The sequence below is a fragment of the Prochlorococcus marinus XMU1411 genome (genome assembly GCF_017696075.1).
GTDB classification, from domain to species: Bacteria; Cyanobacteriota; Cyanobacteriia; order PCC-6307; family Cyanobiaceae; genus Prochlorococcus_A; species Prochlorococcus_A marinus_V.
Genome location: NZ_JAAORI010000004.1, coordinates 74,462 through 92,290 on the forward strand (window position 1 = coordinate 74,462; position 17,829 = coordinate 92,290).

The window sequence follows — 17,829 nt, forward strand, 5'->3', positions numbered from 1 at the left end:
AAAATTACTTCTTATTTGATGGTTTACGACTAAACATTGCAAGCATTCGATCAGTTACAAAGAAACCACCCACAACATTGAAAAGAGCAAATCCAAGAGAAACTGAGCCGATAATTAAAAGTGGAACATTTCCTTCTGCTTTAACAATTAAAGTCAATGCTGCCAGCATTGTTATTCCGGAAATTGCATTCGCTCCACTCATTAAAGGAGTATGAAGAGTAGGAGGAACTTTTCCTATTAACTCGAGGCCTAGCAAACTACCAAGTAAGAGGACCCAAAGAAGACTTATAAAAGACATAATTTTAAAACCTCAATTTTCAAAAACTTTATTTTGAAGGACAACTCCTTCATCGCTTAATAAGCATCCAGAAATAAGCTCATCCTCTTTATCTAATTTAATTACACCATCTTTTATAAATGGTGTAATCAAAGATGTTAAGTTCTTAGCATAAAGTGAACTTGCATCATAAGGAACTGATGAGGGTAATTCACCAGCCCCTATAAGTTTCACTCCATCTTTGATAATAGTCTCATTTGATTGAGTTCCTTCGCAGTTACCTCCTTGAGTAACTGCTAAATCAATCACTACTGCACCAGACCTCATTTTTTTAATCATTGGAGCATCTATTAAAACAGGAGCTTTTTTACCTAGAACTTGCGCAGTACAAATAGCAACATCAGCTTCAGATAAATATTTAGTTAAAGTAGCTTTCTGTTTTGATAGGAATTCAGGAGTTACAGCCTTTGCATAACCCCCTGCTTCGCCTGGTTTTTCGTCAACTTCAGGGAGTTCTATAAATCTTGCTCCTAGAGACTCTACTTGTTCTTTAACAGCAGGCCTTATATCGGATACAAAAACTATTGCACCAAGCCTTTTTGCAGTAGCAACTGCTTGCAATCCTGCGACTCCTCCACCAAGAACAACTACTTTGGCGGGTTGAACAGTTCCTGCTGCAGTCATTAGCATGGGAAAATATCTATCTAATTCACTTGCAGCCAAAAGGACCGCTTTATAACCAGCAATATTAGCTTGAGAAGACAGAACATCAGAAGACTGAGCTCTACTAATCCTCGGAAGCAACTCTAGTGATAAAGCTGAAATCTTATTACTATTTATAATCTTGAGAAGCTCCTTATTACCATATGGGTTAAGAAGACCGAGAAGAACAGCGCCTTTCTTTAATTTAGTTAAATTATCCTCAGATGGAGTCTGAACACAAAATATTAAGTCTGCTTCACCCCAAATATTTTGATCTATTTTACTTATTATTGTTCCGCCCGATTCTTCATATGATAAGTCACTGAATCCTGATAATTTTCCTGCTGATTTTTCAATATAAACATCACAGCCTAGGCTTTTTAATTTCTTTACAGCTTCTGGTGTAGCTGAAACTCTCCTTTCACCAGAGCTTGTTTCGGAAGGAATAAGTATCTTTGTCAATTTATTTATTTTTTTAACATACTAAATATAAATTGAAGAAAGTCAAAAGTCTTGGATTTTTGTTAAAAATATATTTTCTTTTTTCTAAAAAATAGCTATCTAGAATATATAGGTACTAAATAATCCAATGAGTATAAAAGCAATCGAATGTCCTGATGGGGTATGTCACAGCCATCATGGTGGTCATGCTGTTCCAAGGCAAGCCATGCAGAAAAATCTAGAAAAGCATGGTAAAGACTGGTGCGAAAAATTAGCAGAGAGAATTTATGAAATGTCAGTTGATACTTATTCACAGACAGTCATGCCAAGTCTCCACTCTGCAGGTTGGCAAAGAAGACATTTAGATTGGGAATTTAAGTTGGCAGAAAATGATTCTGAACCTGATGAAGCCCTTGTTGAAGGAATTATTAATGCCACAGAAAGTTTTTTAAGGAGTAGTGAGGTGCATAGATTATTTATTCAGGAATTAGTTCAGGGCACATTTGAGGAGGCAAATGACAAAAAAATAATTTCTAAAGCAATAAAATCTATCATTGAAGAAGAAATTGTTATTTCACTAAGAGAAAAGAAAGAAACTCTTTTAAAGAAAATATCCGCAAAATTAATATTAGAAGAAAAAGTAAGCGAGGAACTTGCAATAAATTCAGCCAAAGAGGGTTTTGAAGAAGTTGAAAGGTTACTTGCAAATCATAGCGAGGCAGTTTAGCTCTATTTCTTTATATTTTCTTTATAATTAGCGCAAAAATCGGCTCAAATATAAATTAAAGATTAAATTATTGTTTGGAAGTACAAAGTTGTAACTTATTAGACAATACAACAGTTATCTGATGTGTTTACCTATATACAATATTTAAGTTTAGATGGACAATTTCATTAGAAAAAGGATCGACATTGCGACCTGTTGGGCTACCAACAGAATTTCTGCAATGGATACCTTAGAAAGATATGAAGACAGTTATGCAATCGCAGAAGAATTTAGAGAGTGGATATTACATATTGGAGAAAAGAACGAAAATTTAAAAGATTCTGTTTTAAACTTTCCAAAGGAATTAAAAAAATTATTAGACCAAAAAATTAACGATTAAATAATAAATCGATCGAGTGAAATCCGCCCTACATTAATTGGGTTTCTTTATTATTATTAAAAGTGAATTTAGCTAATAAATGGAAAATAAAGAAAAAAAATCTAACGTAGAAAATGTTGTAATTATTGGTTCAGGACCTGCAGGTTATACAGCTGCAATATATGCAGCAAGAGCAAATCTTCAACCTTTGCTTGTAACAGGATTTAATTCTGGTGGAATTCCTGGTGGGCAATTAATGACTACAACATTTGTTGAGAATTTTCCAGGTTTCCCTGATGGAGTACTAGGTCCTGAATTGATGGATCTAATGAAAGCTCAAGCAGAAAGATGGGGTACTAATTTATACGAAAGTGATGTTGTTTCAATAAATACTGATTCACATCCCTTTGAATTAAAAACTTTAGAAGGAACTATAAAAGCTAACTCAATCATTATTGCAACTGGAGCAAGTGCAAATAGATTAGGCGTTATAAATGAAGATAAATTCTGGAGTAAAGGAATAAGTGCTTGTGCAATTTGTGATGGAGCAACTCCACAATTCAGAGATGAAGAATTAGCTGTTATAGGAGGGGGCGACTCTGCATGTGAAGAAGCAGCATATCTCACAAAGTATGGCAGCAAAGTGCATTTGATTGTTAGATCAGAAAAATTAAGGGCAAGCGCAGCAATGGTTGATAGAGTAAAAGCTAATCCAAAGATAGAAATCCATTGGAACACAAAAGTTGATAAAGCTGATGGTTCTGAATGGCTTGAGAAAATAGAAACTATTGACTCTCAAGAAGGCAAAGGGGAAATCAATATAAAGGGTCTTTTTTATGCAATAGGACATACACCTAATACAAAGTTCCTTGGCAACAAAATTGATTTAGATAATAAAGGATATATTGCTTGCAAATCAGGAAGACCAGAAACATCTATTGAAGGTATTTTTGCAGCAGGTGATGTTGTTGATTCTGAGTGGAGACAAGGAGTTACCGCTGCAGGAACTGGATGCATGGCAGCATTAGCTACCGAAAGATGGCTAGCCGAGAAAAACTTAGCAAAAACTATCGTCCGAGAAACACCAGAACCAGAAAAAAAACTTAATTCATCAGATTTTAACGAAGAAGAAGTTAATGAAGATACTTTCGATTCAAACTCTGAATGGCAAAAAGGCAGTTATGCATTAAGGAAACTTTATCACGAGAGTAAAAAACCTATCTTAGTAATTTTTAGTTCACCTAGCTGCGGCCCATGTCATGTTTTGAAACCTCAATTAAAAAGGGTAATTAAAGAACTTGATGGTGCAGTGCTGGGCGTTGAAATAGATATTGATAAAGATCAAGATATTGCAAAACAAGCTGGTATTAATGGCACACCAACAGTTCAACTCTTTAAAGAAAAATTACTAAAAAAGCAATGGCAAGGTGTTAAACAAAGAAGTGAGTTTAAAGAAGCTATAAAAAATATTATCTAAAGTAATTGTTTACTTATTATTCCTCTTAGGATTATTTTTATTAGTGGTAGGTCTGGGACCACCACCTGCATTTCTCTCTCGATAGGTTATCCTCCCTCGAGAAAGATCATAGGGACTTATCTCAACTAACACTTTGTCGCCAGCTAATAATTTAATTCTAAATTTAGTTAATTTACCTGCAGCTCTGCATAAACATTGATGGCCTTCAGGTTGCTCTAAGGTAACCAAATAAAATCCATTTCCCTGCTCTTTTTCGATTACCCCTGAAGTTTCAATCATTAATTAATTTTTTTCTAAATTAATATTATCAGAAAAAGATTAGCCAAAATTGATTTTAAAAAATAACATAAGTAAAAATATGTAATTTGATTTAAATTGAAAACTTAATTTCGTTAATTATTTGAAGTTGACCATAGTAAAAATTAGCTTTCGCAATTTTTTGAGAATCTTCTAATTCATCAAAAAATACAAAGCCAAGGCTTTCCCATAATGAAGATCCGCAAACATTATTTAATTCATTTTTTGCTTCTCTTGCAAAATTATCTAGTTTTCTTTCAAGATTTTTAGACTTCGAAACAGACATAAATAAATAAATAATTATAGTACAAATATACTATAAAATTCTAAAATTGCAATATTAAAAAGGTAATCTCTTTTTTTCTTCAATATTTAAATCAGCTTCCATTTCCCTTAATCTCTTAAGTATTTGTTGATAGTACTCTTTGATATAGCTCTCAAGGGACGTCATATCTTCTTTTTTTAGATCCAATATTTCGTAGGTTTTGCTCATGTCAGCATCTAATGATTCTCCACTACTTGTTACTTCAGCGAAAGCCAATCTTTCAGCAACATTTAAAGAGTCTTGGAAAAAAGAAACTAATTTCTGAGTGACACTAATCAGAAAAGGGGAAACTCTAAAAATTTTAGCCTTCTTTTCACTAAATTTTTCACATAGGGAAATAACTTCGTTTGAATCCCATGCTTTGGGACCAACCAATGGTAATGTTGTTCTATGGGTTTTTGGATTATTAACTGCTGAGACAATAATTTTTGCCATGTCTTGAGTATTCATATATGCGATTTTAGTTGGAGTTCCACTCATCCATACTGCTTGGCTATCTAAAATAGGGATAGCAAATTGACCTATAACGCCTTGCATGAAAGCTGCACATTTGAAGATTGTATAATTTAGAGCAGATTTCTCAAGAAGTTTTTCAGTACAGTATTTAATGTCCATTAATGGAACATTTCTAAATTTTTCTGTTAGGAGGATTGAAAGGAATATGACTCTTTTCACATTTAAAGATTCACAAGCATTAAATAAATTAAGTTTTCCATCCCAATCTATTTCATAAATACTTTTAGGATCATCTGGTTTACTAGTAGCAGCATCAATAACAACTTCAATATCTTGTAATGCATATTCTATATCAGAAGAATTCAACAAATTACCTTTTGTTAATTCACAACCCCACTCTTGTAGAAAGGAAGCTTTTCTTGGGTTTCTAACAAAGCATCTAACCTCGTGTCCCTCTTCTATAGCTTGCTTAGCTATTTGCCTCCCAAGTGTCCCTGTTGCTCCTACTAAAAGAATCTTCATATTTTAAGATTTGCTTGACCTGTAGACAATAACTCAATTTGTGATGTGTTCGCGAGAATCAATCTCCCTGAAACTTTAATAATAATGCGCCACCAACCAATCCTATTGGTATAAGTATCCAAAAAACTGCCGCAATACTAAAAATTTCTTTAGCCATAGTAAAATTTAATCATTATTATAATTTACATTCAATATACATTTATTTGTTAAAAAAGTAGATAATGCAAATATCTTGAAAATTTTGAATATATGAATAGTAATTTTAAAGAAAAAAATATTAATTTTCCTAATTATTGGAATTGGAACGGTATTAAAGTTTGTTGGAGTGTTTCAGGCGAAAACAATGAAATTCCAATTATCTTTCTCCATGGATTTGGCGCCAGTCGAAAGCATTGGAGAAAAAATTTAGAATATTTCGCGAAAAGGAATTGTGCCTCATATTCTTTAGATTTAATAGGATTTGGAGATTCAGATCAACCTGGGATAAGACAAATTGGAAAATTAAATAATGAGATTTGGTGTAATCAAGTGAAAGACTTCATTACGCAGGTGATAAGACCAAAGAATTCTGGGAAAGTAATTCTAATTGGAAATTCCCTTGGATCATTAGTGGCTTTAACATGTGCTGTTTCATTAGAGGATCAGATTGCAACGGTAATAGCATCGCCTTTGCCAGATCAAATCCAAGAATATAAAAAGTCGGTAACAAAAAAATCATTATTTAAAAAATTTCAAGATAGATTAATAACAATATTTTTTATTTTTTTCCCTTTGGAGATTATTTTATTTTTAATAACCAAATTAGGGGTAATAAAATTGGGACTAAATTCTGCCTATTTCAAAAAAGACAACATAGATCATGAACTTATAGATTTGGTGACAAAACCAGTTTTAAGGCGAACTGCAGCTAGATCATTAAGAGCGATGTGTATTGGAATGTCTTCAAGAGATGAAAAATTTCAGGCTTCCTACCTTTTGGGAAAACTTAGCGCCTCAAAAAAAGTTCCTTTTTTATTAATTTGGGGAGAAAAAGATAATTTCATACCTTTGTTTGTTGGTAAAAAGATTGCAAATTTCCATAGATGGGTAAAATTAAAAATAGTATCCAATTCAGGGCATTGTATCCATGATGAAGATCCTTCAGTATTCAATAGAATCTCTTATGAATGGATAAGAAATTTAAAAACTTTTTAAAAATATGAAACATACATTATCAGTCCTTGTAGAAGACGAATCTGGAGCTTTGAGTAGAATCTCAGGTCTCTTCGCTAGAAGGGGATTCAACATAGATAGCCTTGCAGTAGGACCCGCTGAATCTAAAGGGATTTCAAGGTTAACAATGGTAGTAGAGGGTGATGATGAAACTCTTCAACAAATGACTAAGCAACTTAATAAGTTATTTAATGTTCTGGGAGTTGTAGATTTTACTAATCTCGCGGCTGTAGAGAGGGAATTGATGTTACTAAAAGTTTCCTCGAAAGAAGATACCAGGAGTAATATCCTTGATATAGTGCAGATTTTCCGTGCAAAAGTTGTTGATGTATCAGACATAGCATTAACTCTTGAAGTAGTTGGAGATCCTGGGAAGTTAGTTGCTCTAGAGAAATTACTCGAGCCATACGGCATCCTTGAAATAGCGAGGACTGGTAAGGTAGCTCTTAAACGCTCTTCAGGAGTTAATACAGAAATGTTGAAAATAAACAAATATTCTCTAGAAATTTAATTAGATATCTGAACTGCCTTGATATAGTCTTCTTTATTTATTTTTTTGAGTACATCTAATCCTTTAATAATCTTTCCAAAAATCGAATATCTTCCATCGAGTTCTGGGATCTTACTAGTTACAAAAAAAAATTCAGTAGATGAAGACTTATTCTTACCACTCTTAACCATAGCGATTGAACCACTCTCAAAAGTATTAACTAAATTTTCAGTTTCACTAGGATTTTTTATTTGATAATTATATCTTGGTTTTATTTCTTCTTTGAATTTTATTTCTAAAGGTATTGACGGACTTGTCTTATGCAAGTTTTGTTTTGGTTCGATATAAAGTTTATTTTCTGGTTTAACACCACTTTGTATAAACCTTATTTGGGCAAAATTGATTATTTTATAAAATTTTTGATTTACGTAAATATTATTTTCTATGTTTTCTATAAAGTTAGATACTGTTACTGGGTTATCTTTACCAAATAATTTAACCTCAAAATCACCTTTTGTAGTTTTGAAATACACCACTTTATTACTATTAATACAAGTAAATTTAAGTTTTTGGCAGTAATAATTTGAATCAATCTTATTTTTATAACCACAAGCTTGCACCAAAATCAAAACTTGTATAAAAGAAAATGTTTTTAAAAAATATTTCTTTTTTATTTTAAGCCCTCCAAATTAACATCCAAAAATTTAGCCAGACGAGCTCCTTCTTCTTCAACTTGCAGCAGTGGCTTAAGTTCACCTGCTCCGCTTAGAGGGAGAGGTTTTTTCCTACCTTTTAAAACCAAAGCAATTCTTCTTCTAGGGTTAAAACCCTCACTAATATCTAACTTAACCGATTTAATTTCATCGAAATTTAATTTAACTTCAATATCTTTAAACAATCCTTTTCTTTTTATTTCTACAGATTTTGATGATTTATCAAAATAATTACTCCCTGAACCAAAATTTATGTAAACCAAATACCACAAGTAAAAATTTAATAGATTGGCTATTACTCCGTATGCTCCCATTATGATTCCTTGAGGGATAAACAATAAAGTTGAAGGATTCCCTAAAGGTAATAAATCCCTTCCTGTGTAGCTAGATAAAGAGGCCAAAAGAAAACCAATACCTCCTATAGTTAGCATCCCTCCAATAATATAATTTGAAATTTTTCTTGATCCACCAATTTTTTGTTCGATTTTATCGAAAGGCGTGAGGTCTGAATTCATTTTTATCTTTTTTTAGAGCCTAATTCAGATAATTTAACAAACTAAGGGAGTATTCATACCTAATTTTTAATAAAAAAGTCAGGAAAGCTTTACAAGGCATTTCAGATATACAAATATTTCCCCACATTACTCTCAATCTTTGTTACAGTCACTGCGTATCCCGAAGCTAAAAACGATTTCTCATGACGATCGCAGTTGGTAGCGCCCCACAAAGAGGATGGTTTGATATCCTCGATGATTGGTTGAAGCGCGACCGCTTTGTATTTATTGGTTGGTCCGGACTACTTCTACTTCCTTGTGCATACCTTGCTATAGGAGGTTGGTTCGTCGGAACAACATTTGTTACCTCTTGGTACACACACGGAGTTGCAAGCTCATACCTTGAAGGTTGTAACTTTTTAACAGCAGCTGTAAGCACCCCTGGTGATGCCATGGGACACAGTCTTCTATTTTTATGGGGTCCTGAAGCCCAAGGTAGTTTCGTAAGATGGCTACAACTTGGTGGTCTTTGGAACTTCGTTGCATTACATGGAGTATTTGGCCTAATTGGTTTTATGCTTCGTCAGTTTGAAATTGCTGGCCTTGTTGGAATTAGACCATACAACGCATTAGCTTTCTCAGCAGTAATCGCAGTATTCACAAGTATTTTCCTTATTTATCCTTTAGGACAGCATAGTTGGTTCTTCGCACCTTCATTCGGTGTTGCAGCAATCTTCCGTTACATCCTGTTCATTCAAGGTTTTCACAATATCACTTTAAATCCATTCCACATGATGGGAGTTGCTGGAATTCTTGGTGGTGCTCTACTTTGCGCTATCCATGGAGCTACAGTACAAAATACTTTGTATGAAGATACAAGTATTTACACAGATGGTAAGGTTCAAAGTTCAACATTTAGAGCTTTTGACCCAACTCAAGAAGAAGAAACTTATTCAATGATTACAGCGAATAGATTCTGGAGTCAAATCTTCGGTATTGCTTTCTCAAACAAGCGTTTCTTACATTTCTTGATGTTATTTGTACCTGTTATGGGTATGTGGACATCTTCAATTGGTATTGTAGGCTTAGCACTAAACTTAAGAGCTTATGATTTCGTAAGCCAAGAAATCCGTGCAGCAGAAGATCCAGAATTTGAAACTTTCTATACAAAAAATATACTTTTGAACGAAGGTATGCGAGCATGGATGTCTTCTGTGGATCAACCACACGAAAACTTTGTATTCCCTGAGGAGGTTCTTCCACGTGGAAACGCCCTTTAATAATCTATTAAGAGCTCCAAACCAAAGTATTGAGGAAACTGGTTATGCCTGGTATGTAGGCAACGCTAGATTAATCAATTTATCTGGACGTTTATTAGGAGCTCACATTGCTCACTCTGGACTAATAGTCTTTTGGGCGGGAGCAATGATGCTCTTTGAGGTTAATCATTTCACTTTTGATAAACCAATGTGGGAGCAAGGTTTAATCTGTATGCCACACGTTGCAATGTTTGGTTATGGAATAGGCCCTGGTGGTGAAGTTACTGATATCATGCCTTTCTTCCAAGCAGGTGTGGTTCACTTGATAGCTTCCGCTGTTCTTGGTTTTGGTGGTATTTACCATTCATTAGCAGGTCCAGAAAAACTTGAAGAAGATTTTCCATTTTTCTCCACAGATTGGAGAGATAAAAATCAAATGACAAACATCCTTGGATATCATTTGATTGTTCTAGGTGTAGGTGCTCTAGCATGGTCAGTAAACTGGTGTTTTATTGGCGGTGCATATGACACTTGGGCACCTGGTGGTGGTGAAGTTAGACTTGTAAACCCTACTTTAGACCCAAGAGTTATTCTTGGTTATCTATTCAGATCTCCATGGGGAGGAGCTGGTTCAATAATCGGTGTTAACTCCATTGAAGATATTGTTGGTGGACATGTTTACGTGGGTATTACTGCAATTATTGGAGGAATATTCCATATCTTTACCAAACCTTTTGGATGGGCAAGAAGAGCATTCATCTGGAATGGTGAAGGACTATTAAGTTATGCTCTTGGTGGAATTTGTGTAGCAAGTTTTATTGCTTCAACATTCATCTGGTTTAACAACACTGCTTACCCTTCAGAGTTTTATGGTCCAACAAATGCTGAAGCTTCACAGGCCCAAAGTTTTACTTTCCTAGTGAGAGATCAAAGAATTGGAGCTAACGTAGGTTCAACAATGGGACCAACAGGTCTAGGTAAGTATCTCATGAGATCTCCTACTGGTGAAATTATATTTGGTGGTGAAACAATGAGATTTTGGGATTTCAGAGGTCCATGGTTAGAGCCTTTAAGGGGGCCTAACGGATTGAGCCTTGAGAAAATCCAGAATGATATTCAGCCTTGGCAGGTAAGAAGAGCTGCTGAATATATGACTCATGCTCCTAACGCTTCTATCAACTCCGTTGGTGGAATCATTACAGAGCCTAATGCTGTTAACTTCGTTAACTTAAGACAATGGTTAGCTGCTGCTCAATTCTTCCTAGGATGGTTTACATTCATCGGTCACCTTTGGCATGCTGGACGTGCTAGAGCAGCCGCTGCTGGTTTCGAAAAAGGAATCGACAGAAAGAGTGAACCAGCTCTAGAAATGCCTGATTTAGATTAACTTCTATCTCAAATAAAAAAGCCCTATCTTTTGATAGGGTTTTTTTTTGGTCGATTTTATTATCTATATAAATTTTCCCTGAGCCATGGCAGGCTTAAACCCATTACATTACTAAAACAACCCTCTATTTTTTCTATATATTTACCGCCTATACCTTCCAAGGCGAAACCTCCGGCGCAATATAAAGGTTCATTTGTATCTACATAACTCTTGATTTCCCAATCTTCCAACTTAGAAAAATAAACTCTTGAACTTACTGTTTTTTTTATTATTTCAGCGATTTTAAAAATTTTGGAAGTTGAATCAAAATTCCCAATTATTAGAGTATGACCAGTATGTAAAAATCCAAATTCTCCAGACATTTTTTTCCATCTAATAAATGCCTCCTCTTTATTAGATGGTTTTCCATAAGCTTCTCCTTTAAATTCAAAAATTGAATCGCACCCAAGTATTTCCACTGGACCATAATTAAATTCTTCGGGAAATGATATGTTTTGAATATTTTCAGATAAATTATTAGCCTTTTGAAAAGATAATTCCAAAGCTAAATTAAATATATTCTTTTCTTGAATAGTAGTTTCATCAAAGTCACTTGATTTTTGGATAAATTCAATTTGACAATTTTCTAGTAATTTCTTTCTAGATTGAGAAGCAGAGGCTAGAATTAACACAAATTTTTTTCCAAATTATAAATCAATTTACTAATTAATAAATTTCAAAATTAATATAAATTACTAATGGATTTAGAAGCAAAATTATATGAAATAAAGAAACCAATAATGGTCCTAGGCACTTCCAGTGGAGCAGGGAAATCTTTAACAGTTACTGCTATTTGCAGGATTCTTAAAAATTTAGGAGAAGAACCAATCCCTTTTAAAGGACAAAATATGAGCAACAACGCTTGGGTTGATTGGGAAGGTGGAGAGATGGCATATTCACAAGCTCTTCAAGCTTTTGCTTGTGGTGTTAATCCATCTGCTGAGATGAATCCCATTTTATTAAAACCACAGGGAAATTCAACAAGCGAGGTCATTCACCTTGGTAAAAGTATAGGAATAACAACCGCCAAAAATTACTACCAAGATTGGTTTATTCCTGGCTGGGAAGTAATTAAAAAAAGTCTAAATTCTATTTATAAAAAAAAACCAAATTGCCGTTTAATTATCGAAGGAGCTGGAAGTCCAGTAGAGATGAATTTGATTCATAGAGACCTCACAAATTTAAGAGTTGCTAAGTATTTAAATGCAAATTGCATTTTGGTTACTGATATTGAAAGGGGAGGAGTATTTGCACAAATAATCGGAACCCTTGAATTAATGAAACCTGAAGAAAAAAAACTTATTAAGGGAATAATTATAAATAGATTCAGAGGAGACCTTTCATTATTTGAAGAAGGGAAAAAATGGATAGAAGATAAAACTCAAATACCAGTCATCGGAATTGTCCCATGGTTAAATGATTCATTCCCCCCAGAAGATTCTTTAGATTTACTAGAAAAAAAATCACGTTTCACAAATCCTGATATCAAAGTTGGAATAATAAAATTACCATCCATAAGTAACTTCTCAGATTTTGATCCATTAGAAAATGAAGAATCAATATTAATTGAATGGATTAGGGAATCGCAAAACTTGAGAAATTATGACTTTATTATTCTGCCTGGGAGTAAACAAACTATTAAAGATCAGATTTTTCTTGAAAATTCTGGTTTAGCTCAAGATATAAGGGAATATTCCAATAACAAAGGAAATATTATTGGAATTTGTGGAGGTTTACAAATGTTAGGAACAACACTCGAAGATCCTTATCTTAAAGAGGGTTCCAAAAATCATTCTGAACAAAAAATTAAAGGAATTGGATTACTACCATTAAAAACAACTTTCTTTGAAAAAAAATTAACACGTCAAATTAACTCTGAATCTGTATGGCCATGCAAATCAAAAATTAATGGATTTGAAATTCATAATGGTCAAACCGAATTGAATAACATGCAAAGTGCCTTAAAAATTAACCCTATTTTTAAGGACTTAGATCTAGGTTGGTACAAAGAAAATAATGGGGGAGGGACTATTGCAGGAACATATATACATGGGATTTTTGAAAATGATAGCTGGAGAGATCAATATATTAATTTAATAAGAAAGAGTAAAAATTTACCAATATTAAGTAAAAAATCAATATCTTATAAAATAAAGAGAGAATCTATTATTAATAATCTTGCTAACGAATTCGATAAACATTTAAATCTTAAACAATTTTTAAGTTGAAAGGAAAAAAAATAAAAATTATTTGGCCAAATAACAATGAAACATTTGTTTCAGAGGGAGATGATTGGTTCTCATCTGCTGAAAAAGCAGGTTTAGAAATCCCAACTGGCTGTCTCACTGGAAGTTGTGGAGCCTGTGAAATAGATGTAAATGGTGAAACAGTGAGGGCTTGTATAAGTGATATTAAAATTAAAAAAAAATGTACGTTAAAGGTTTCTCTAACTACAGATCCATTCTGGGAAAAATAACTTTTTTCTAAACATTACCAATTATTAGAAAAAGAAAAATATAGTAGAAAAGTGACCCTAAAAACGTGTTTAAGAATATTATCTTTTTCCTGATTTTTGAAGAGGCAATAATATAGCTTCCTAAAACATGGGGTAAGATTGGGAAAGATCTTATTATTAAAATAAAGAAAGATCTGAAAGTAACATTTTTAAAATATTTATACATATTATTGTTTTCTGGCTTTTTCAAAAACAACATATTTTTAGAAAATCTGAATTTAATTTTTCTCAAGATAAGAACTTGAATTACACTTAAGATAGTTAATACGGGAGAAAAAAATAAAACATAATTAAACCCAAAAAGCTTTATTAATATAAAATCAAAAATAATTGATAGAGGAAGACCTAAAAATATAGAAATGATATTCAATAATATCAAAAGTTTATATTGCATATTATTAACTAACGACTCAATATCATAGGTATATTTAAAAATAAGCGCCAAAAAATAAACTGCTAAGTAAGTAAAAAATATTTTAAAGATTACTGATTTGAAATCCAAATTTTTTCTGTACATACTAAATCAAATATTTGAAATATCTTCAAAAAAATGATTTATAAATCATTTTTTAAGTTAATACCCGACAAAATATAGATAATTAAGATAGCATCTTTTACCCATTTTTAGAACATACATAAGAATTAGAGAGTTAGTTACTTATTAAGTAAATAGCTCATTTAATATTAATAACGGAGAGGGTGTCAGTTGAGATGGATACATGGGACACGCTCAGAAACTTGCTGACACTGGTATTCTCGTAAATAAGTAAAATTCCACCAACACTTTTCTAATTTGGGTTCATAGCATCAATTATCTTTTTCATAACTGCATCAAAACACTTCTTTTTAGAACCTTTTGGCGCTTGTAACCATTTTTGTTGGCAATTTAAATATTCCTTTTTTAAAGAATCTTCCCATTTACCCCTTGTGATGAAAGCATGAATTGATGGAGTAATTGGAACAACATTTTCTTCGTCATAGATAAGTTCTGGATACTCTGCACGAGGTAGAAGGTGATGCAGTTCAGTAGGAATTGAATTTGTATAGAGACATTTAGTTGTATTAATATTTGGGAACTTCTTTTTAAATTTGCTTGAACTCCATCTTTCAGAATCTTCTAAATTATTATCGTTAAGACCAAGATCGTTGATAAATTTATTTGCTAATAATTTCTCCCAACTTTTAACTCCACCTTTTCTCTTTTGAATATTTGCACCCAAACCAAATCTTCCCCAGTCTCTTCTATCTAATAGATCATTATCATTATGTCTAACAATAAAAATCTTTTTTGCTAAGTCAATATCATCTTTAGATGAATCATTAGTTAAATTTTTTAGATGTTTTAACCAAATAATTTCCATCATAATTAAAACCTCTTGATCACTAAGATCAGATTGTTTAGTTTGAAAAAACATTTGAGGCAAAATTGATTTAGATTCGCACCATTCTTTGCCAGGAAAAATGTGAAAACATATAAAAGAAAATTGTGTATAACCTCTCTGCAACCAAGCATCATATTTATATCCAGTTTGACGAAGATAGTTTGCATTAACAAATGATGACAAGGCATCATCTCTAGGGATTCTTTGAGATATTAATTTAGGAACTACGTCTATTGAATCTAATTGAATATTAAATTGATTAGTTATTCTAAATTTCCAAACCGCTTCCAAAATTCTTCTCGCTTTATTTTTACTCATTCCAGACTTTGAAATTTTCCAATCTGATCTATTCAAATCTAATCTCACGCTACTTTTTTTCTCCCAATTAGATAAATCGTATTCATCAAAATCGGGAAATCTTTCTTTTAAGAATCTTGGGGGTGCCCAAGGATTTTGGATTAGGAAATCTTTCCAATCCATAATTATTGGAGAAATTAAGTTTTAGTATCTTTTTATTTTACATTTAATTAATTAAATAGAATTGAACCCAATCCACCAACATTCTAAAAATTCCACCAACATTTCCACCAACATTTTCTTTAAAAAAGGTCTGACATTGTCTGAATTCACCTGACATTATCAGACACCGTTTTTAAGAATAAAATACAATAATTGTTGTTATAACATGTCTTTACAAAGATTTTGAATCTAAGAGAACACCTCTGACACCGTCAGACACTAAAAAAATCCGGAGAGGGTGGGATTCGAACCCACGAATAGTTTCCTATTAAACGATTTCGAATCGTTCGCTTTCGACCACTCAGCCACCTCTCCGCCTGTTTATAAGTATGCACAGAATCACAGAGAAAATTATTTTTTATCAAATTATCTTAATTTTCAATCCCACCCAGCATCTCTCATTAGTTTTATAGCAAGAGAATTATTTACCCCAAGGTCATCAACAGTAACCTTGTCAGGAGTAAATTCACCAAAGTTTTTTACGATAGGATTTTGATTGACTTCTTTTAATGGATGCTCAAAAGTAGGAGCTGCTAAGCCTTTACTCCCACTTGGAGATGCTAAATATTCAAGTAGCTTGATAGCGTTTGCTTTATTTTCTGCATATTTTGCTACCCCACCAGCACTTATATTTACATGTGCGGGATTTGGGGTTATAACAGAAGTTCGTTTGGAATATAAAACATCTCTTCTTCCATTAACACCAGCCAACATTCTCGCGACATAATAATGATTAACAATTCCTACTCCACATTTTTTTTGGGAAACTGCTCTAATAATTGCGATATCGCCAGGAAAGAAAGGTTGGGAAACATTTGCAATCATTCCGCTTAACCAAGCTTTAGTTTTTGATTCACCTTTGTTAACTAATTGATTAGCTACTAAAGATTGATTATATGGACTTTTTCTATTTCTTAAGCACACTTTTCCTTTAAAGGATGGATCAGCTAAATCTGTATAATCTTTAATCTTGCTAACATCTACAACTTTTGGATTAGCTACCATAACTCTTACTCTTCTTGTTAATGCATACCATTCCTTATTTTTATCCTTTAGCCCCATTGGGACATCATTTTCTAATGATTTTGATTCTACACTTTGAAGTAATCCAGCTTTAGCCGCATTAGTAATTCTTGCAGCATCTACAAGTAATATTAAATCTGCTTGAGAATTCTTCCCCTCTCTTTTTAATCTTTCAATTAGTGATATTCCTGCCGCTTCGATAAGCCTAACTTTAATTCCTGTTTCTTCTGAAAACTTTTTGTAGACACTCCTATCAGTGTTGTAATGTCTACCTGAATAAACTCTGACTTCTTTTTCCGATGAATTGGCAGGTATATTAACGTTGAATAAAAACGTACATGTTAGTACTGAGTAAATTAGTTTTTTAAAATTTTGCACTTTTCCAAAATAGTATATATGGTTACTTTATATACAACTCCATAACACGGCCTCTGAAAGAGAATTTCTATACATCATTGTGTATCATTTTTTATATCAAAAATGAATTATTTAACTCATCAACTATTGAATTCTGCAGATTTAGAATTTCTTAGAAAAAATTTAGGCAAAAAGGGATTATTTTGGGAAGATGGTAAGCAAACTGCAGGGAAGCATGCCGCTAAGGTAAAAAATAATTTGCAACTAAGAAGAGATTCAGATTTATCGATAAAGCTTTCTGGATCGATTACAAAAAAGATCCTCAGTAATCAACTAATCAAAAGTTTCGCTTTACCCAAAAAGGTTCATGGAACAATCTTCTCAAAATCTACATCTGGTATGAAATATGGGCGTCATATAGATAATGCTTATATGTCCTCTGGGAGAGCAGATTTATCATTCACTATTTTTTTAAGCTCGACAGATAACTATGAAGGCGGAGCATTATCAATTGAAAACCTCAACTCTGAAAAAAATTTCAAATTAGAGGCTGGAGAAATAATAATTTATCCAAGTACATATTTACATTCAGTAGAGGAAGTTCATAATGGAGAAAGATTAGTATTTATTGGTTGGATTGAAAGCTATGTAAAAAGCATTGAAGAAAGAGAATATTTATTTGACCTAGATGCTGCTGCAAGATCATTACTAGCTAAATATGGGAGATCAAATGAGGTGGATCTTATCTTTAAATCATATTCAAACCTTTTAAGAAGATTAGGGAGTTGATTTGAATCATTTTATACATCAAAAAGAAAAAATATTTTTTGATAATTAAAATGATTATTATTAGTAAA

21 protein-coding genes and 1 tRNA gene are annotated in these 17,829 nt (G+C 32.8%); 10 read left to right on the plus strand and 12 right to left on the minus strand.

All coding sequences use genetic code 11. The annotated features are described in order from the left end of the window. Positions 1 to 4: 4 nt before the first annotated feature. Both HA145_RS06530 and HA145_RS06535 read right to left on the minus strand, forming a co-directional pair. Complete coding sequence (locus HA145_RS06530; RefSeq protein ID WP_011863273.1) at positions 5 to 298, minus strand: NAD(P) transhydrogenase subunit alpha; 294 nt, start codon at positions 296 to 298, stop codon at positions 5 to 7. Positions 299 to 310: 12 nt separating this feature from the next. Next, positions 311 to 1,441 (minus strand): Re/Si-specific NAD(P)(+) transhydrogenase subunit alpha, encoded by a 1,131-nt coding sequence (locus tag HA145_RS06535; RefSeq protein WP_209128399.1) that lies wholly within the window; start codon positions 1,439 to 1,441, stop codon positions 311 to 313. A gap of 127 nt (positions 1,442 to 1,568) precedes the next feature. Between HA145_RS06535 and HA145_RS06540 the strand changes: the two genes are divergently transcribed. The 3 genes from HA145_RS06540 (at position 1,569) to trxB (ending at position 3,982) form a co-directional block, all read left to right on the plus strand. Then, positions 1,569 to 2,147, plus strand: a complete 579-nt coding sequence (locus HA145_RS06540) for an EF-1 guanine nucleotide exchange domain-containing protein (protein ID WP_209128400.1) — start codon at positions 1,569 to 1,571, stop codon at positions 2,145 to 2,147. Between the two features lie 154 nt (positions 2,148 to 2,301). Next, positions 2,302 to 2,526, plus strand: coding sequence for a hypothetical protein (locus HA145_RS06545; protein ID WP_209128401.1), 225 nt, complete (start codon positions 2,302 to 2,304; stop codon positions 2,524 to 2,526). Positions 2,527 to 2,605: 79 nt separating this feature from the next. Further along, positions 2,606 to 3,982 carry a thioredoxin-disulfide reductase gene (trxB, locus tag HA145_RS06550; protein ID WP_209128402.1) on the plus strand — a complete coding sequence of 459 codons (1,377 nt, stop codon included), beginning with the start codon at positions 2,606 to 2,608 and terminating at the stop codon, positions 3,980 to 3,982. A 9-nt stretch (positions 3,983 to 3,991) separates the two neighbouring features. On the opposite strand, the gene infA is transcribed toward trxB, so the two are convergent. The 4 genes from infA to petM all read right to left on the minus strand — a co-directional run bounded on the left by infA (position 3,992) and on the right by petM (position 5,739). Further along, positions 3,992 to 4,261 carry a translation initiation factor IF-1 gene (infA, locus tag HA145_RS06555; RefSeq protein WP_079318073.1) on the minus strand — a complete coding sequence of 90 codons (270 nt, stop codon included), beginning with the start codon at positions 4,259 to 4,261 and terminating at the stop codon, positions 3,992 to 3,994. A 91-nt stretch (positions 4,262 to 4,352) separates the two neighbouring features. Further along, complete coding sequence (locus HA145_RS06560) at positions 4,353 to 4,565, minus strand: hypothetical protein (protein ID WP_209128403.1); 213 nt, start codon at positions 4,563 to 4,565, stop codon at positions 4,353 to 4,355. Positions 4,566 to 4,619: 54 nt separating this feature from the next. Continuing rightward, entirely contained in the window at positions 4,620 to 5,582 is a 963-nt protein-coding gene (locus tag HA145_RS06565; protein WP_209128404.1) for an NAD(P)H-binding protein, read from the minus strand. A 58-nt stretch (positions 5,583 to 5,640) separates the two neighbouring features. Further along, a complete protein-coding gene (gene petM, locus HA145_RS06570) occupies positions 5,641 to 5,739 on the minus strand; it encodes a cytochrome b6-f complex subunit PetM (RefSeq protein ID WP_011132786.1) in 99 nt (32 codons plus the stop codon). 92 nt (positions 5,740 to 5,831) lie between these two features. Between petM and HA145_RS06575 the strand changes: the two genes are divergently transcribed. Together HA145_RS06575 and ilvN are read left to right on the plus strand one after the other, a co-directional pair. Continuing rightward, a complete protein-coding gene (locus HA145_RS06575) occupies positions 5,832 to 6,776 on the plus strand; it encodes an alpha/beta fold hydrolase (protein WP_209128405.1) in 945 nt (314 codons plus the stop codon). 4 nt (positions 6,777 to 6,780) lie between these two features. Beyond that, the gene (gene ilvN, locus HA145_RS06580; RefSeq protein WP_012008031.1) at positions 6,781 to 7,305 is read left to right on the plus strand and encodes an acetolactate synthase small subunit; all 525 of its coding nucleotides are present in this window, start codon (positions 6,781 to 6,783) and stop codon (positions 7,303 to 7,305) included. Here ilvN and HA145_RS06585 read toward each other — a convergent pair. Both HA145_RS06585 and HA145_RS06590 read right to left on the minus strand, forming a co-directional pair. After that, positions 7,302 to 7,907: a peptidylprolyl isomerase gene (locus HA145_RS06585; protein ID WP_209128651.1), complete on the minus strand. Its 606-nt coding sequence runs from the start codon at positions 7,905 to 7,907 to the stop codon at positions 7,302 to 7,304. The two genes, ilvN and HA145_RS06585, sit on opposite strands and share 4 nt — an antisense overlap. 47 nt (positions 7,908 to 7,954) lie before the next feature. Further along, complete coding sequence (locus tag HA145_RS06590; RefSeq protein WP_209128406.1) at positions 7,955 to 8,512, minus strand: photosystem I assembly protein Ycf4; 558 nt, start codon at positions 8,510 to 8,512, stop codon at positions 7,955 to 7,957. A gap of 182 nt (positions 8,513 to 8,694) precedes the next feature. Between HA145_RS06590 and psbD the strand changes: the two genes are divergently transcribed. Then, positions 8,695 to 9,771, plus strand: coding sequence for a photosystem II D2 protein (photosystem q(a) protein) (gene psbD / locus HA145_RS06595; protein ID WP_012008034.1), 1,077 nt, complete (start codon positions 8,695 to 8,697; stop codon positions 9,769 to 9,771). After that, a complete protein-coding gene (gene psbC, locus HA145_RS06600) occupies positions 9,755 to 11,137 on the plus strand; it encodes a photosystem II reaction center protein CP43 (RefSeq protein ID WP_011818757.1) in 1,383 nt (460 codons plus the stop codon). The genes psbD and psbC overlap by 17 nt, the downstream gene beginning before the upstream one ends. A gap of 59 nt (positions 11,138 to 11,196) precedes the next feature. Here the strand turns inward: psbC and HA145_RS06605 are convergent, their stop codons facing one another. Continuing rightward, on the minus strand, positions 11,197 to 11,808 hold the full coding sequence (locus tag HA145_RS06605; RefSeq protein ID WP_209118097.1) for a nucleoside triphosphate pyrophosphatase: 612 nt from the start codon (positions 11,806 to 11,808) through the stop codon (positions 11,197 to 11,199). A 66-nt stretch (positions 11,809 to 11,874) separates the two neighbouring features. On the opposite strand from HA145_RS06605, the gene HA145_RS06610 reads away from it, so the two are divergent. Both HA145_RS06610 and HA145_RS06615 read left to right on the plus strand, forming a co-directional pair. Continuing rightward, on the plus strand, positions 11,875 to 13,404 hold the full coding sequence (locus tag HA145_RS06610; RefSeq protein ID WP_209128407.1) for a cobyric acid synthase: 1,530 nt from the start codon (positions 11,875 to 11,877) through the stop codon (positions 13,402 to 13,404). Continuing rightward, positions 13,401 to 13,652 carry a 2Fe-2S iron-sulfur cluster-binding protein gene (locus tag HA145_RS06615; RefSeq protein ID WP_209128408.1) on the plus strand — a complete coding sequence of 84 codons (252 nt, stop codon included), beginning with the start codon at positions 13,401 to 13,403 and terminating at the stop codon, positions 13,650 to 13,652. The genes HA145_RS06610 and HA145_RS06615 overlap by 4 nt, the downstream gene beginning before the upstream one ends. 827 nt (positions 13,653 to 14,479) lie before the next feature. Here HA145_RS06615 and HA145_RS06620 read toward each other — a convergent pair. From HA145_RS06620 to HA145_RS06630, 3 genes are all read right to left on the minus strand, one after another. Next, entirely contained in the window at positions 14,480 to 15,553 is a 1,074-nt protein-coding gene (locus tag HA145_RS06620; protein WP_209128409.1) for a hypothetical protein, read from the minus strand. 269 nt (positions 15,554 to 15,822) lie between these two features. Then, positions 15,823 to 15,907 (minus strand) — tRNA-Ser (locus HA145_RS06625). Positions 15,908 to 15,970: 63 nt separating this feature from the next. Further along, positions 15,971 to 16,993 (minus strand): extracellular solute-binding protein, encoded by a 1,023-nt coding sequence (locus HA145_RS06630; protein ID WP_209128410.1) that lies wholly within the window; start codon positions 16,991 to 16,993, stop codon positions 15,971 to 15,973. Positions 16,994 to 17,095: 102 nt separating this feature from the next. Between HA145_RS06630 and HA145_RS06635 the strand changes: the two genes are divergently transcribed. After that, positions 17,096 to 17,761, plus strand: a complete 666-nt coding sequence (locus tag HA145_RS06635; RefSeq protein ID WP_209128411.1) for a Fe2+-dependent dioxygenase — start codon at positions 17,096 to 17,098, stop codon at positions 17,759 to 17,761. Positions 17,762 to 17,829 lie beyond the last annotated feature (68 nt).

What these genes read in the sequence shown, in the direction of transcription:
- HA145_RS06545 (WP_209128401.1), top strand. Translation starts at nt 2,302, where the DNA reads ATGGACAATTTCATTAGAAAAAGGATCGACATTGCGACCTGTTGGGCT.
- HA145_RS06610 (WP_209128407.1), top strand. Translation starts at nt 11,875, where the DNA reads ATGGATTTAGAAGCAAAATTATATGAAATAAAGAAACCAATAATGGTC.
- HA145_RS06540 (WP_209128400.1), top strand. Translation starts at nt 1,569, where the DNA reads ATGAGTATAAAAGCAATCGAATGTCCTGATGGGGTATGTCACAGCCAT.
- petM (WP_011132786.1), bottom strand. Translation starts at nt 5,739, where the DNA reads ATGGCTAAAGAAATTTTTAGTATTGCGGCAGTTTTTTGGATACTTATA.
- HA145_RS06565 (WP_209128404.1), bottom strand. Translation starts at nt 5,582, where the DNA reads ATGAAGATTCTTTTAGTAGGAGCAACAGGGACACTTGGGAGGCAAATA.
- trxB (WP_209128402.1), top strand. Translation starts at nt 2,606, where the DNA reads ATGGAAAATAAAGAAAAAAAATCTAACGTAGAAAATGTTGTAATTATT.
- HA145_RS06575 (WP_209128405.1), top strand. Translation starts at nt 5,832, where the DNA reads ATGAATAGTAATTTTAAAGAAAAAAATATTAATTTTCCTAATTATTGG.
- HA145_RS06590 (WP_209128406.1), bottom strand. Translation starts at nt 8,512, where the DNA reads ATGAATTCAGACCTCACGCCTTTCGATAAAATCGAACAAAAAATTGGT.
- HA145_RS06620 (WP_209128409.1), bottom strand. Translation starts at nt 15,553, where the DNA reads ATGGATTGGAAAGATTTCCTAATCCAAAATCCTTGGGCACCCCCAAGA.
- psbD (WP_012008034.1), top strand. Translation starts at nt 8,695, where the DNA reads ATGACGATCGCAGTTGGTAGCGCCCCACAAAGAGGATGGTTTGATATC.
- HA145_RS06530 (WP_011863273.1), bottom strand. Translation starts at nt 298, where the DNA reads ATGTCTTTTATAAGTCTTCTTTGGGTCCTCTTACTTGGTAGTTTGCTA.
- ilvN (WP_012008031.1), top strand. Translation starts at nt 6,781, where the DNA reads ATGAAACATACATTATCAGTCCTTGTAGAAGACGAATCTGGAGCTTTG.
- HA145_RS06560 (WP_209128403.1), bottom strand. Translation starts at nt 4,565, where the DNA reads ATGTCTGTTTCGAAGTCTAAAAATCTTGAAAGAAAACTAGATAATTTT.
- infA (WP_079318073.1), bottom strand. Translation starts at nt 4,261, where the DNA reads ATGATTGAAACTTCAGGGGTAATCGAAAAAGAGCAGGGAAATGGATTT.
- HA145_RS06635 (WP_209128411.1), top strand. Translation starts at nt 17,096, where the DNA reads ATGAATTATTTAACTCATCAACTATTGAATTCTGCAGATTTAGAATTT.